The organism is Gordonia sp. NB41Y, from assembly GCF_030718915.1.
GTDB classification, from domain to species: domain Bacteria; phylum Actinomycetota; class Actinomycetes; order Mycobacteriales; family Mycobacteriaceae; genus Gordonia; species Gordonia desulfuricans.
Map to the genome: position 1 here is coordinate 1505818 of NZ_CP132196.1, position 14353 is coordinate 1520170.

Consider the following 14353-nt stretch of genomic DNA (forward strand, 5'->3'; position numbering starts at 1 on the left):
CGCACAGCGACCACCCCACAAGCGGCCACCCCCTGCCGCAGCCAACAGAGGTTTCGACAACCGGGCGACCTCGCTGCGCGAGGACGACCTGCTCAACCACCAACGAACAGCACGGAAGCCCAAGCCACGGCCAGCCACTCAACCACCGTGCCCCAGTTGATGGTTGAGCAGCAAGGAGCGCCAGCGACGACGCGGCCGTCGAAACCTCCACCGGCCGCCAACGCACAGCGACCACCCCACAACCGGCCACCTCCCCGCCACAGCCAACAGAGGTTTCGACAACCGGGCGACCTCGCTACGCGAGGACGACCCGCTCAACCACCAACGAGCAGCACGAAACCCAAGCGACGACACCCGCTCGACCACCGATCAGACGCGATCACGGTGGCCGTTCGCTATCCCCCGTTGAACGCCGGCGTGTAGATCCGGCACGGCTGACCGCGCAGACCTTCGCAGGGCGCCGACGGGCTACCGGCCCGAAGTCCGGGCACCACCGGCAACACCAGTGACGACCCGCCCGGGCCCAGCGCCAGGGTGTCGACGATGCGGCCGCCGGTGGCCGGGGTGTCGAACCGCCACGACGTGCGGTCCCCACCGGGTGCGGTGACCGTGACCCGAATCCGCGATCCGGCGCGGAAGGTGTAGGCGATCGGTTCCAGGGAGATCCGTGCGGTGCTGAACCCGGAGGGAAGTGGTTGCGGCGAAAGCCAATCGCGCGCGGGGTGCAGCGCGGTGGCGGCATCGTCGGTGGCCCGCAACGACGCCCGCAGATAGCCGGTGGTGACCAGTTGTTCCCGACCGTCGGGCCGCACCTCGGAGACGGTGGCCTGTAGGTCGGTGTCGGGTGCCGACGACGCGAGCCGCAGGTCCAGACTCGCCGGACCGACCACGGTGGTGTCGGTTTGCTGTGGCGCACTGGTGAATCCGACGCCGGCCTGCCCGGGGATCGGCGCCCAGTCATAGGGTGGGCGGGCCTTCCACGGCAGCATCGACGGTCCGGTCACGTCCAGCGTGCCGGCCGGTCGCGCCGACGGATCGGGACGGAAGGAGACCTGGCCCGATCCGCCGGTCCCGCCCAGGGTTCCGCCGACCCCGAGCGCCAGGCGATGACCGTCACCCACCGAAGCCGGTGGCCACGACGAGAACCCGGCCGACCACGGGGCACTCATGTTGCCGGGCGGTACGGTGCCGGTGCCGTTGCCGAAGAACACCTGGATCCGCGGGTCCTGCGCGAACAGTGTCCGGGCACGGGAAAGCGACCCCGCATCGGGATGACGCGCGGTGACGATCGGCCGGCCCGGGGTGCCACTGGTGGCCTCGTAGAGCACCGGGCCGAGCGCGGTCAGTGCAGGTTTCGGGGTCGGGACACGGTGGGCGACAAAGATGTCGAGGAACTCGTTCCACGGTCCGAGGATCTGCGGATGGGTGGAGTCGAAGTGCGATCCGTTGATCATCTTGACCCACACGTTCGGATTGTGTGCCAGTCGCGGGATGATCGCGGTCCACTGCGGACCGGTCTGCTCGTCCTGCAGGGCGCCGGCGAGGTAGACCGGAACGGTGATCCGCGACGCCCACCAGGACGGTGACCGGTGGTCGTGCACCGACGGTGTGCGCGTGGGGTTGTCGGCGACGAGACGCTCGGCGTCGACCGACTGCAGCCGGAGTCGCTGGTTATCGGCGCAGATCCGGTCGCCGTCTGCGATCGCCACCCGCGGGTAGGGTTGGCCCCCGGCCGGTGCGGGTGCGGCGTCACGTTGCCGTTCGGCCAGCCACGTGTTTGCGAAGCCGGTGTTGAAGATCCCGCCGGGGAACCCGGTGGAGTAGAGATCGTCGGTGATGCTCATCGGGGCGATCGCCGCCAGGCTCGGCGGCCGCGTCCCGGCGACGGCGATCTGCGAGATCCCGGAGAACGAGATCCCCACCATGCCCACCTTGTGGTGGGCCACCCACGGCTGGCGCGCAACGGTCTCGACGACGTCATAGCCGTCGTAGGTGGTGGGCAGGTCGAAGAGGCCGAACGCCCCTCCGGAGCAGCCGCTGCCCCGCATCGCGACGTTCACCGTCGCGAAACCGGCAGTGGGACCGATGATCCCACCCAGCATGGTGCTGATGGCCGGCGAGCGTGGATCGGGTTGCCGCGCCAGTGATCCCAACGCCCCGAGCACGAAGTCACCGGGTGCGGCGATCTGGTAGCCGGAGTACTCGACGAGCGTCGGGAACGGGCCGTCGGCGAGGGTCTTGCCCACCGGCAGTCGCACCATCGCCGCCAGCGTGATGCCGTCACGCACCCGGATGTAGTTCATCCCGGGTCGCAGGGCCTGGCCGAATTGGGCTGTCGGTGGCGGCGCCTCGCCGAGTACCGCGAAGGAGTTGCCACTCCGGCCACCCACCTCGAAGCGGTAGCCGCCACCCGGAGCGAGCTCACGCACCAGGAACGAGCCGAGCCGGTCCACATGGCCGGCCCCGACCCGTGTCCCGGCGGCATCCCGCAGCACCACCGACGCCCCGGGCGTCGCCCCGGTCAGATACGCCTGGGTGACGCTGCCCGCGCCGCGTCCGACGCCGCTCGTCGTCGGCGCGGCGTCGGATACCGCGCTCGTGAGGACCCCGCCGGTGACCACCACGGCCAGGCTGCACAGCAGGATCGTCGCGCGCACGACGAGACGTTTGCCGACCGACCGATGACCCCGAGACATGTGTTCCCCCAGCACCCCGGCGACGTTACGACCATCAGGCCGTCACGGTATCGGTGAACCGGGGTTTTCACCGCGCTGATCGCAAGACCCGCGGTCACCGGGTCCAGCGTCGGGGCCAGGTCCGCGTCGGCGCTGTCGGCAACGTCCAGTGGAATGCCAGGCCCAGCAACCGGAGCCCGGTCGCCAGGATCACCGCCGCGACCACCCACCACGCATGCCATTGCGGTGCCAGTCTCTCCCCCGTCACGAACAGTGCCGAACCGAGCAGAGCGGGGATCGCATACAGGTCGGCCGGTTGCAGCAGCAGCGGGATCTCGTTGGCCAGGACGTCACGCAGGATGCCGCCGCCGATCGCGGTGAGCATGCCCACCAGCACCGCGGCGAAGGCACTGGCCCCGACATCGAGTGCGACCCCGGCACCCGTCGTCGCGAACAGTCCCATGCCGAATGCGTCCAGCACGAGGATCATCCGGCGGAGCTCACTGAACGCCGGATGGAAGAAGAACACCACAAGACTCGAGATGGCGGCGGTGCAGATCGGGGTCCAGTTGTCGATCGACGCCGGTGGTGTGATGCCCAGCAGCACATCCCGCAGGATGCCGCCGCCGACACCGGTCAGCACACCGACGGTGAGGATGCCCCACAGGTCGAAATCCTTGCGAACACCGAGGACGGCGCCCGACGCCGCGAACACCGCGATACCGGCGGTGTTGAGAACCTGCAGCAGCACCCACTCATCGTGTCAGACGAGGGTGCGCGGACCTGCCCCGGACACGACGAACGCCCCGGATGATTCCGGGGCGTTCGGCGTGAGTTCGCGAACCGGTCGTGGACCGGTCGTGGACCGGTCGGTCGGGTCAGCGACGATCGAGATCGATGACGCCGGCCTGGACGGCCTTGACGAGGCGACGCGGGATGCGCTGCGCAACGCCGTTGACCTTCACCTCCTGCAATGCCGGGTTGTCCGCCTTCCACTGCGAACGACGGCTGCGGGTGTTCGCCCGCGACATCCGGCGCTTCGGTACAGCCATGATCGTGCCCTTCTCTACGTGATCTTCACCAGAAGTCATCCACTCCGCGAGGGGGATGGTTCCAGCTGGTCGGCGCGCACGCAGCCAACCGGGCGCGTCACGCAACCCGACCAGACTACCTGGCGCGGCGCCGAGGATCCAAAACGGCCCGATCGTCGCCGGTGGACACCGACATCGACTGCTACAGATTGACCAGGTAACTGCCGGTCCCGACGATCAGGAAGACCAGTGCCACCACACCCAGCACCACCGAGATCGCACCGGTGATGATGCCGGCCATGGCCATCCCCGAGCCGCCTTCGCGGCCCTGCGATGCCTCGATCTCGGTGCGCGCCTTGATTCCCGTGACGAGCGCGACGATTCCCAGCGCCATCGGAACGAAGAACACCAGGGCGAAACAGCATCCCGCCACGCTGAAGACCACGCCGGCGATGCCGCAGATCATCGAGGCGGTGGCCTTGCTGTTGTTCGGCGGGCTGACCGGCGCACCGTATCCGGGCGTCCCATAACCGGGGGCGCCATAACCGGGGGCGCCATAACCGGGGGCGCCATATCCGGGCGTGCCATAGCCGGGAGTCCCGTACTGCGCGTACGGGTCCTGCGCGTACTGACCCTGGGCATACGGGTCGCCCTGCGGCGGCGTCCCATACCCGGGCGGGGTCCCGTAGACGTTCGGGGTCTCCGGCTGGGCGCCGTAGGAGGGTGGCGGCAGCGGCGACTGCGGTGGAACGGGCGGAACCGGCGGCACGACATTCGGTCCGAGCTGCGTCGGCTGGAACTCCGAGGCGTCACCGTATGCCGGCGGGTCCGGCGCCGGCTTCTTGAACAGATCGGGGGTCCCCGGATCGTTCGGGACCGGGTTGATCCTGGTGGGGTCCTCGGCCGGATCACCGGTCGGACCGTCATGGGGTGCGGACATGAGCCCTCCTGCTCGTCACGGCGTCCGGGACTTCTGTGCCGTCCTGGACCCTGCGGAGTCCTTGATCTCTGCGACGCGAGGCATCTCGCCGCCGACATCCGGGTCGCGGCCAGCCTAGCCAACCGGCCTGTGATCACCCCACACCTCGACGGCGCGGATCATTCGACCGACCGTCACCGCACGGACCCGGCCACGATTCGGACCGTGGTCCACCGGCGTCCTAGACTCTCCCGGGTGTCAGGCGTCATCTCCGGGTTCACCGTCATCTTCATCATGGTGGGCGTCGGGGTGGTCCTGGGCCGCACCGGCGCGCTCGGCGACCATGGACATGAGGTGCTCTCCCGGCTGGTGTTCTTCGTCTGCACCCCGGCACTGCTGATCTACTCGCTGATCACCACCGATCTGTCGGTGATCTTCTCGTCGACCCTGGTCATCGCCGGTGGCAGTGCCCTGGCCATCGGCGCACTCTACTTCCTGATCGCCAAACTCGTGCTGCATCGCGAGACCCCCGAAGTGGTGATCGGCGCACTGTCGTCGTCGTATGTGAACAGCGTCAATCTCGGGCTGCCGATCGCGATCTTCGTACTCGACGACGCGTCGTTCATCGCCCCGCTGCTGCTGTTCCAGATCCTGATCTATTCACCGTTGGCACTGGTCACCCTGGACAAGACCGCACTACAGCGCGGCGGCGGCAATCCGCTGCGCGACGCGGTGATCCTGCCGCTGACCAATCCGATCCTCATCGGCGGACTGGTCGGCATCGCCATCTCGGTGATCGGCTGGATGCCGCCGCAGGCCGTCCTCGAACCGCTCAAGATGCTCGGCAACGCCTCGGTGCCGGGAGCACTGCTGGCCTTCGGCATGTCGCTGACCGGTGTCGCGGTGTTCAAGAAGGGACAGAGTCCGCGCCGCGACATCGCCCTGGCGACGGTGCTCAAGATGATCGTGATGCCCGCACTCGTGTACGTGATCGCACGATGGGGTTTCGGCGAGGAAGGCCACAAACTGTTCGCGCAGGTCGTGATCGCGGCCCTGCCGACCGCACAGAACGTCCTGGTCTATGCGACGCGCTATCGGCGCGGCCAGGTCCTGGCCCGCGACACCGCGCTGATCACCACCCTCGCCTCGATCCCGGTGATCATGATCATCGCGTGGCTGCTGGCCTGACGGGCCGGCTCAGCTCCACCCCCACCGCTGGGCCCATCCGCCGACGCCGCGTTCCTTGCGCTTGACCTCCACGCCACCCATCACCGCGAACCCGGTGATGTGCACGGTGGGTGCACCCGGGGTGCCCGGGCCCGCGGCCTTGCCCCCGCCGAATCCGCCCATGATCGCGCCGCCGCCGATCTCCACGGCGACGTCGGGTGGCACGACGATGTCGATGCCGCCCATGATCGCCAGACACTGGATGGTCAGATGGGGTGCGGTGAACTCGACCTCACGCAGGTCGATCTCGACCCCGCCCAGGATCGCCGTCGCCGACAGATGTTCGGCGACGGGGACCGCGCCGGTGAGTTCGCTCCCGGACAGGATGGCCAGCCGACTGCGGATCGGTTCACGTCCGCTGCCCGACGACACCCGGCTCGGGTAGGGGTCACCGGGCTGCGGCAGGGCCACCCCGAGCTGGGTGACCGGCAGGTCGTCGGTGAGGGTGTCGAGGTCACCGAAGGTCTTCGCCAGCACCGCTCGCCCCGACCGTTGCTCGTACTCCGCGGCCGTCAGGTGCCCGCCGGTCAGGGCTGCGGCCAGGATCTGTTGCACGAGTTCACGATCGGCGTCGGCGGCCCGCATCCGCGAATGGCCGTCGTCGGAGGCGGGGGGTTCGGGTGCGCTGGTCACGACAGTGAGGGTAGACGCGCGTGCCCGGCCGGGACATGAGTGAACACCCTGAGTCCCACCCTGATACCGGGGCGGGAGTTGTGGGGTGTTTGTCGTGGTTGTGTGCGACCATCGGCACATGGCTGGTGTGGGCAAGGTCCTGACGTGGCTCGGCGCTGCTCTCATGCTGATCTGCGTGGTGGTCGGGGTGATCCTGGCGGTCAACGGATTCGGCAAGGTCGCCGACCAGACCTCCCAGGCGTTCGCGATCAACGGCTCGGTCACCCGGCATCTCGACGCCGACACCGAGCTCACGCTCTACGCTCCCGGCACGGTCAGTGGCCCCTACTCCGATCCGCTGCCGACCTGCGCGGTGACCGGTCCGGGCGTCGAACGCGTGTCGACGATGCAGTCGGGCTCGTTCACCTTCGACAACACCACCGTCCGGTCCTTCGCCCAGTATCGGATCACCGCTGCCGGCGACTACGTGATCGACTGCGGCGACGGGTACGCCGTCGGTGCGCCGCCGTTGTCCCTGAGCGGTGTCTTCTCCGGGGTCGGCGGCGTCCTGCTCGCGGTGTTCGGTGGCGGGCTGGGTCTGCTGGTGACGATCGTCGGCATCATCCTGTGGGTGGTCGGACGCAACCGGCGCAACCGCGACCAGACCCCGCCGGCCGCCCCGCCCGGATATCCGCCGGGCTATCCGCCCACCGGTCACCCACCCACCGGGCAGCCACCCACCGGGCAACCGCCGGCCTGGTGACCGCCTGACCACCCCGACCGATCCGGGTGTTCAGCCGCGCCGGCGACCCCGGCGCGATCGCAGATAGTCCCCCACCACCGCGGCCCCCAGGCCGTCGACGTCGGGGGCGATCACCCGTCCGCCGATACGCCGGGCGATCTGATCCATGAAATGGGCCAGACCCGGGTCGTCGCCCAGCCGGAAGAACGTGACCTGTGCACCCAGCCGGGCGACGTGGTCGAGCTCGCGGACGGTCAGGGCGATGGTCTGCGGATGCGGCGGGTAGAAGAAGAACGGCTCGCCGCTGGGATCGAGGTGCGCGGTGGGTTCACCGTCGGTGACCACCAGGACGACGGGCTGCGCGTTGGGGAACCGCCGAAGATGACGCTGCGCCAGCAACAGTGCGTGATGCAGGTTGGTGCCCTGCTCCATCCGCGGTTGCAGTCCGGTCAGTTCGGCGATGTCGATCGACCGCGCGTACCGGCCGAATGCGATGAGATGCAGTTCGTCGGTGCGGAATCGGGTGGAGATGAGGTGATTCAGCGCGATCGCGGTGCGCTTCATCGGCGTCCAGCGGCCCTCCATCTCCATCGAGAACGAGGTATCGACGAGCAGCACCACCGCGGCCTGTGTGCGGGCCTCGGTCTCGGCGATCTCCACGTCCCGGACGTCGATCCGCACGCCGGGATGATCGCGCGAGGTCGGATGCCCTTCCGCTGCGGTCCGCAGCACCGCGTTGGCGACGGTGCGCGAGACATCCCACGGGTCGGTGTCGCCGTAGGCCCACTCCCGGGTCGACCCCGTCGGCTCACCGAGCAGCCCGGTGTTGCGGGTCTGCCGCTCCCCGCGCCCGGACATGTCCTCGGCGATGTCCTTGAAGATCGCCTGCCCGAGTTGCCGCATCGCCTTGGGACTCAACCGGAGTCGGCCGTCCGCGGCGCGGTCGAAGAATCCCTCCTCACGCAGCGCCTTCTCGAGTTCGACGAGGGTGCGGGCGTCCACGCCCGCCTGCTCCCCGAGCTGCCGTTCGAGCGCGTCGATGTCGATGTCGTCCATCTGGGCGCCCGCGTACTGCTGGGAGAGCTGTTCGGAGAGCGCCTCGAGTTCGGAGATGTCGCGCAGCGCTGCGGCACCCTCACCGAGTCCCATCGGCTGATCTCCGGAGAACTGCTGTCCGTCGTCCCATCCGAGGCCTGGACGTGCCTGCCGCAACGCCGAATCCATCTGCGCCAGTTGGTTCATCAGATCCGGTGAACCGAAGGCCTGCTGTGCCAGCTGATCGAGCTCGGCACGCTGCTCCGGGGTCAGCGAGTTGTAGAACTGCTGGGCGGCGGCCGCACGCTGGGCGAGTGAATCGATGAGTTCCTCGGTGCTGCGCGGATTCTCGGGGAAGAACTCGCCGTGAGAATCCATGAACTTCTCGAACTGCTCGGTGGTGTCCTCGCCGCGATTGTGGGCGTCGAGCAGTTCGTTGAGGTCGGCCAGCATCTCCGAGATGCGTTGGCGGTCGGCCTCGGTGGCACCCTCCAGGGCCTCCTTCATCCCGGCGAACCGCTGGTCGAGCAGTTCCCGGCCGAGGAGATCCTTGATCTTGTCGTAGTCGGCGGCGGCCTCCGGGCTGCGCCACCGGTACTCCGACAGCTCCTCGACGGCCTGCGCGGTGGACGGTGGGAGCGAGCCGATCTGCATCTCGGCGAACCGTGCGTCGTCGTCGAGATCACGCGCGAGTTGCTTGCGCTCGTTGAGGACCGCACGGTCGAGCAGTTCGCGGATCTCGGCGAAGGTGCCGTCGAGGTTGCGGTTCTTCAGCAGTTCCTGCCGACGTCGGTTGACCTGCTCGCGCAGACGGTCGAGGCCGGCGGTGCCGGCACTGCCGCGTCGGAGGAATTCCCGAAGTGCCCGTTGGGGACTCACCCCGGACATCACGTCGTCACCGATCTCGCTCAGCGCCTCCCGCAGATCCACCGGCGGCGCAAGCGGATCCGGTCCGCCGGTGTACCGCTGATAGCGGGATCGGTGAAAGTTCTTCTGCACCATGGGTGATGCCCCCTGGATCTGGATCAGCCGTAGATGGTCTGGCCGGACTCGTCGGCCTCTTTGCCGATCCGCCGGGCCAGGAACAGTCCTTCGAGCGCCAGCTCGACGGCACTGGCGCGTTCACCGTCGGAGGTCGCCTCCAGCCGCTCGCCGATCGCGTCGAGGACACCGGTCACGCCGTCGGGATCGGGCAGCGAGTCGAGGAATTCCGCGGCGGTCACCCGGTCTCCGGTGACCACCGGATCACCCTCCTCCAGCGCATGCACCAGTGCGGCCATGTCGATACCCCCGAGGTGGGCACGGACGGTGTCGGCCACCGACTTCCGCAACAGATGCTCGAGGATCTCCAGTTCGCGGCCCTCTTCGCCGGACTCGAACTCGATCTTGCCGCGCAGCACCTCGATGACCGACTCGAGGTCCACCACGCGGGCCACCGGGACATCCTCGCCGGTCACCGCGGAGCGGTGCAGCGCGGCGGCCGCGACGGTCTCGGCACCGGCGATGGAGAACCGGGCCGACACACCCGAACGCTGGTCGATCGACGGGTGGTCGCGGGCGTGGCGGGTGAACCGAGCGAGGATCTCGGTGATGAAGGTCGGCACCGTTGCGGTGAGGTCGGCCTCCTGCTCGATCACCTCGATCTCGTCGTCGAGTTCCAGCGGGTAGTGGGTGCGGATCTCGGCGCCGAAGCGGTCCTTGAGCGGGGTGATGATGCGGCCGCGGTTGGTGTAGTCCTCCGGATTGGCACTCGCCATCACCAGCACGTCCAGGGGCAGCCGCAGGGTGTAACCGCGGACCTGGATGTCGCGCTCCTCCATCACGTTGAGCATGGCGACCTGGATGCGCTCGGCCAGGTCGGGCAGTTCGTTGATGGCGACGATGCCGCGGTGGGCCCGCGGGATCAGACCGAAGTGGATGGTCTCGGGGTCACCGAGGCTACGACCCTCGGCGACCTTCATCGGGTCGACGTCGCCGACGAGATCGGCGACCGAGGTGTCGGGGGTGGCCAGCTTCTCGCTGTAGCGCTCACTGCGGTGACGCCATTCGATCGGAAGGTCGTCGAGCAGGTTGGCGGCCTTGCGGATCGACGCGGGCGTGATCGGCTCGTAGGGATGCTCGCCGAGGTCGGAGCCGGAGATCACCGGCGTCCACTCGTCGAGCAGACCCACCAGCGTGCGCAGGATGCGGGTCTTGCCCTGGCCACGTTCGCCCAGCATGACCACGTCATGCCCGGCGAGCAGCGCGCGTTCGAGCTGCGGGACCACCGTGGCCTCGAAGCCGACGATGCCCGGCCAGGGGTCGCGGCCCTCGCGCAGGGCGGTCAGCAGGTTGTTACGGATCTCGTCGCGCACGCTGCGCTGCACGTGGCCACTGGCACGCAGCTCACCCAACGTTCGCGGGGACGGATGACGGGTTTCGGTGGTTCCGATGGTGAAGTCCTCTGCCACCCCGACCACGGTACTCCGTACTGTGGCGCGCGCCATGCCATCACGTCCCGACCGGCGGTGTCATGCGGCCGGGCCACCCGGGCCCCGCCACGCCGGATCGCGTCCGATGAAGCCGACCAGTGCGGTGACCGGGTCGGCGTCGTCGGCGACGGGGACCGCGGGCCCGTACTGACCGGAGCTCCGCAGGACCTCGTCGATCGGCCGCATCCCGTCGAGCAGATGCGCGGCGAAGGCAGCATCGAGATCGGCCGCGCGGCCGGCTGCCGCGGCGAGATCCCATGTGTGCATGAAGACATCGCTGGTGTAGAACCGGTCGATCGCATCGGCCAGGCGGAGGTCACCGACCATCGGATGGGAGAAGACCGACTGCGCGATCGGTTCGTCGAGCAGTGCCTGGATGTGTTCGGTGTGGGCTCGCCACGCGGCCGGCGGATCATCGAGTGCCGGCGCTGCGGGTACCTCGACACCGCCGGCGGTGAGGAATCCGGTCATCCACCCCACCAGGTGTGCCACGACGTCGCGGGCCGCCCAGCCGTCGACCGGTGCCGGTCGATCCCAATCGTCCACCGCGTCGGCGACCGTGCCGAAGCCGGCGGCGATCACACGGTGCCGATCGGCTGCGGACAGGTCGATGAGTGCGGGCACCGGATCAGACCTCGCCGGCCTCGAGGATGCGGTCGAGGTGGGCATATCCCTCGTTCACACCGACCTCCATGCCGGAGGCGAGCCATCCGTCGCGGTCCTCGAAGGACTCACACAGCGACTGGGCGTGCAGACGGGTGGTGCCGTCGCCGAGATCCTCGAACCACAACTTCTCCAGCGACACCGCGTCGGGCATGCCCTCGAAGGTGAAGGTCTGCACGATCGTGTCGTCGGTGACGGTGTGGAAACACCCTCGGAATCCGTACTCGCCGTTGCCGTCGGTGGAGACGTATCGCCAGCTGCCGCCGTTGCGGACATCCCACTCGATCACCTTGCTGCTGATCGAGTCGGGGCCCACCCAGGACATGAACAGGTCGGGGTCGGTGTGGGCGCGCATCAGTTGTGCGGGGGTGGCCCGGAAGTCACGGGTGATGCGGATGATCGGGACCGTCGGATCGGCCTCGATGGCGGCCTGCGGGTAGCGCGTGGTGGGGCTCATGATGCTTCTCCTCGTGAGGTGGGTTCGTCTCGACGATGCGGCGGCGCGTCGTCGTTCATCTCCGCCAGCAGGGCGTCGAGACGCTGGTATCGCTCCTCGGCGCGCTTCTGGTACCGCTCGATCCACTTGGTCATGAGGTCGAACACCTCCGCTTCGAGGTGAACCGGGCGGGTCTGTGCCGAACGGGTGCGGGTCACCAGACCGGCGTCCTCGAGCACCTTGAGGTGCTTGGACACCGCCTGGAGGCTGACGTCGTAGGGGGCGGCGAGCTGACCGACCGTCGCATCGGAGACCGCGAGCCGGGCGACCATGTCGCGTCGCGTCGGGTCGGCGAGTGCGGCGAACACCTTGGACAGTCCGTCGTCCTCCACGTCATCCTCCTCAACCATTCGGTTGAATACGAGTGTGCGCCGGGTCACGCATGTTGTCAACCCATTGGTTGAATACGGTCCGTGGGTGGATCGCGGAACGCCGGCAGCCGCAACCGATGACAGTGAAGGCGAAGGCGAAGCGGAAGGCGAAGGCGAAGGCGAAGGCGAAGGAATGCCCGGTCGACGAGATCGAGCGCCCACTCAACGAGAAGAAGCGCCCACTCAACGAGTTTCGGTGCCCACTCGAGTCGAGTGGGCACCGAATTCCGTTGACCGGGCGCCAGTTTCCGTTGACCGGGCGCCAGTTTCCGTTGACCGGGCACCACATCCCGCTGACCGGGCACCAGTTTCCGTTGACCGGGCACCAGATTCCGTTGACCGGGCGCCAGTTTCCGTTGACCGGGCGTCAGCGAGGTCCGACGGGCTCGTCGCCACGCAGGGTGATGCGGTGCATCACGCGCCGATTGTCGCCGTAGTCGCGGTTGGCGTAGTGCAGGGTGTTGCGGTTGTCCCACAGCACCAGATCCCCCAGCCGCCACCGGTGCCGGACGATGTGCTCGGGCTTGGTGATGTGGGCGTACAGCAGATCCAGGATCGCCCGGCTCTCGGCGTCGGAGACCCCGTCGATGTGCGAGGTGAAACCGGGATTGACGAACAGCGCCTTGCGGCCGGTCTCCGGATGCACCCGCACCACCGGATGACTGACCGGCGCCAGCGCGGTGACTTCCTTTCCATCCCAGACGTTTCCGTGACCGTCACGACGATGCTTGAGGTAGTAGCCGAACTCGCGGTTGCCGTCGTGGGTCGCGGTCAGCCCGTCGACGAGGTCACGTACCGGCGCCGAGAGCGACTCGTAGGCGAGCTCGGCGTCGGCCCAGTTGGTGTCACCGCCGTTGCGCGGCAAGACCACCGGACGCAGGATCGAGCCGGCCGGAGGTCGCGGCATGAACGTGACGTCGGTGTGCCAGACGTCGGCGAATCCGTTGTCGGCGCTGTCGAGCTCGTACACCTCGTCGGGCACGTCGCCGCTGTTCCACACCGGATGACCAAAGGTGAGATCGCCGAGACGGCGACCGAATTCGATGTGCGAGGCGTCGTCGAGCCGCTGGTCGCGCAGCACGATCACCTTGTGGTCGATCAGTGCCTGACGCAGCGCGCGGACCTCGTCGTCGGACGCCGAGGCGACGTCCACGCCGCGGATCTCGGCGCCGAATCGGGGGCCGAACTCGTCGATGTCGAACTCGACACCGGAGGTCACGGTTCCCCCGGCGGTCTGTGCGTGGGGTGTGCTCCGAACGTGAGTGGTGGTCATGATCTGGCTCCTCCTGCCGAAGTTCCTGCCACCGCAGCTTCTTTCACCGCGGTCGCGATCTGGGTGCGCAGCACGGTGTACTCGGGCGAGTCACGGACCTCGTCGGCGGTGACACCCGTCCGCGGGATCGGCGAGGCGAGATCGAGGGCCACCGTTCCGGGCCGTGACGTCAACACGACGATCCGCGAGCCGAGGAAGGCCGCCTCTTCCGCGCTGTGGGTGACGAACACATTGGTGCGGCCGAGATCGGCGCTGACCGACCGCACATCCTCCTGCAAGGTCTCTCGGGTGAGCGCATCCAATGCGGCGAACGGTTCGTCGAGCAGCAGCAGCGAGGTCTCGGCGGCGAGCGCCCGGGCGATGGCCACGCGCTGCTGCTGACCACCGGAGATCTCCCAGATGCGACGGTCGGCGGTGTCGGTGAGCCCGACCCGTGCCAGGAGTTCGTCGCGGCGGGCCGCGCGCTCCGACCTGGGCACCCGCGCATACTTCAACGCGAGGTCGATGTTGCCGCCGACGGTGCGCCACGGGAACAGACGTGGCTGCTGGAACACCACACCGGAGGTGACCCCCGGGACCGGGGCCGCTCCCCCGACCAGCACCTCACCGGCAGTCGGCGGCTCGAACCCCGCGATCAGCCGCAACAGCGTGGACTTGCCGCAGCCCGACGCGCCGACCAGGACGAGGAACTCGCCCTCGGCGACGTCGAGGTCCACCGGTCCCACCGCGGTCACCGCCGAAGCCCCGGATCCGTACCTCTGCGAGACACCGGACAGTGAGATCGCTTTTCTCGCAGTTGTTTCCGGCCGAGTGTCGCTCGCGGCCCCAGGGGTGGGGC

14 protein-coding genes are annotated in these 14353 nt (G+C 68.5%); 2 read left to right on the forward strand and 12 right to left on the reverse strand.

The window, feature by feature from the left end; translation table 11 throughout:
* Nucleotides 1-395 precede the first annotated feature (395 nt).
* The 4 genes from Q9K23_RS06450 to Q9K23_RS06465 all read right to left on the reverse strand — a co-directional run bounded on the left by Q9K23_RS06450 (nucleotide 396) and on the right by Q9K23_RS06465 (nucleotide 4646).
* A complete protein-coding gene (locus tag Q9K23_RS06450; RefSeq protein WP_305950432.1) occupies nucleotides 396-2657 on the reverse strand; it encodes a CocE/NonD family hydrolase in 2262 nt (753 codons plus the stop codon).
* A gap of 133 nt (nucleotides 2658-2790) precedes the next feature.
* Complete coding sequence (locus tag Q9K23_RS06455) at nucleotides 2791-3426, reverse strand: trimeric intracellular cation channel family protein (protein WP_020791419.1); 636 nt, start codon at nucleotides 3424-3426, stop codon at nucleotides 2791-2793.
* A gap of 127 nt (nucleotides 3427-3553) precedes the next feature.
* Nucleotides 3554-3727 (reverse strand): 50S ribosomal protein L32, encoded by a 174-nt coding sequence (rpmF, locus tag Q9K23_RS06460; RefSeq protein ID WP_053776874.1) that lies wholly within the window; start codon nucleotides 3725-3727, stop codon nucleotides 3554-3556.
* A gap of 181 nt (nucleotides 3728-3908) precedes the next feature.
* On the reverse strand, nucleotides 3909-4646 hold the full coding sequence (locus tag Q9K23_RS06465; RefSeq protein WP_020791418.1) for a DUF4190 domain-containing protein: 738 nt from the start codon (nucleotides 4644-4646) through the stop codon (nucleotides 3909-3911).
* 234 nt (nucleotides 4647-4880) lie between these two features.
* On the opposite strand from Q9K23_RS06465, the gene Q9K23_RS06470 reads away from it, so the two are divergent.
* A complete protein-coding gene (locus tag Q9K23_RS06470) occupies nucleotides 4881-5813 on the forward strand; it encodes an AEC family transporter (protein ID WP_053776920.1) in 933 nt (310 codons plus the stop codon).
* Between the two features lie 9 nt (nucleotides 5814-5822).
* Here the strand turns inward: Q9K23_RS06470 and Q9K23_RS06475 are convergent, their stop codons facing one another.
* Nucleotides 5823-6485 carry a DUF1707 domain-containing protein gene (locus Q9K23_RS06475; RefSeq protein WP_053776875.1) on the reverse strand — a complete coding sequence of 221 codons (663 nt, stop codon included), beginning with the start codon at nucleotides 6483-6485 and terminating at the stop codon, nucleotides 5823-5825.
* A 118-nt stretch (nucleotides 6486-6603) separates the two neighbouring features.
* Between Q9K23_RS06475 and Q9K23_RS06480 the strand changes: the two genes are divergently transcribed.
* Nucleotides 6604-7227: a hypothetical protein gene (locus Q9K23_RS06480; RefSeq protein WP_152972687.1), complete on the forward strand. Its 624-nt coding sequence runs from the start codon at nucleotides 6604-6606 to the stop codon at nucleotides 7225-7227.
* 30 nt (nucleotides 7228-7257) lie between these two features.
* Here Q9K23_RS06480 and Q9K23_RS06485 read toward each other — a convergent pair whose 3' ends face one another.
* The 7 genes from Q9K23_RS06485 to Q9K23_RS06515 all read right to left on the reverse strand — a co-directional run bounded on the left by Q9K23_RS06485 (nucleotide 7258) and on the right by Q9K23_RS06515 (nucleotide 14297).
* Nucleotides 7258-9243, reverse strand: a complete 1986-nt coding sequence (locus Q9K23_RS06485) for a VWA domain-containing protein (RefSeq protein ID WP_053776877.1) — start codon at nucleotides 9241-9243, stop codon at nucleotides 7258-7260.
* Between the two features lie 23 nt (nucleotides 9244-9266).
* A complete protein-coding gene (locus Q9K23_RS06490; RefSeq protein WP_053776878.1) occupies nucleotides 9267-10727 on the reverse strand; it encodes a sigma 54-interacting transcriptional regulator in 1461 nt (486 codons plus the stop codon).
* 24 nt (nucleotides 10728-10751) lie between these two features.
* The gene (locus Q9K23_RS06495; RefSeq protein ID WP_053776879.1) at nucleotides 10752-11381 is read right to left on the reverse strand and encodes a hypothetical protein; all 630 of its coding nucleotides are present in this window, start codon (nucleotides 11379-11381) and stop codon (nucleotides 10752-10754) included.
* Entirely contained in the window at nucleotides 11341-11832 is a 492-nt protein-coding gene (locus Q9K23_RS06500) for an SRPBCC family protein (RefSeq protein WP_020790709.1), read from the reverse strand. The genes Q9K23_RS06495 and Q9K23_RS06500 overlap by 41 nt, the downstream gene beginning before the upstream one ends.
* A complete protein-coding gene (locus tag Q9K23_RS06505; RefSeq protein WP_053776921.1) occupies nucleotides 11829-12221 on the reverse strand; it encodes a metalloregulator ArsR/SmtB family transcription factor in 393 nt (130 codons plus the stop codon). Before Q9K23_RS06505 ends, Q9K23_RS06500 begins: the two co-directional genes overlap by 4 nt.
* A 388-nt stretch (nucleotides 12222-12609) precedes the next feature.
* Nucleotides 12610-13515, reverse strand: coding sequence for a TauD/TfdA family dioxygenase (locus Q9K23_RS06510; protein WP_053776880.1), 906 nt, complete (start codon nucleotides 13513-13515; stop codon nucleotides 12610-12612).
* Entirely contained in the window at nucleotides 13512-14297 is a 786-nt protein-coding gene (locus tag Q9K23_RS06515; protein WP_261977831.1) for an ABC transporter ATP-binding protein, read from the reverse strand. The genes Q9K23_RS06510 and Q9K23_RS06515 overlap by 4 nt, the downstream gene beginning before the upstream one ends.
* Between the last annotated feature and the right edge of the window lie 56 nt (nucleotides 14298-14353).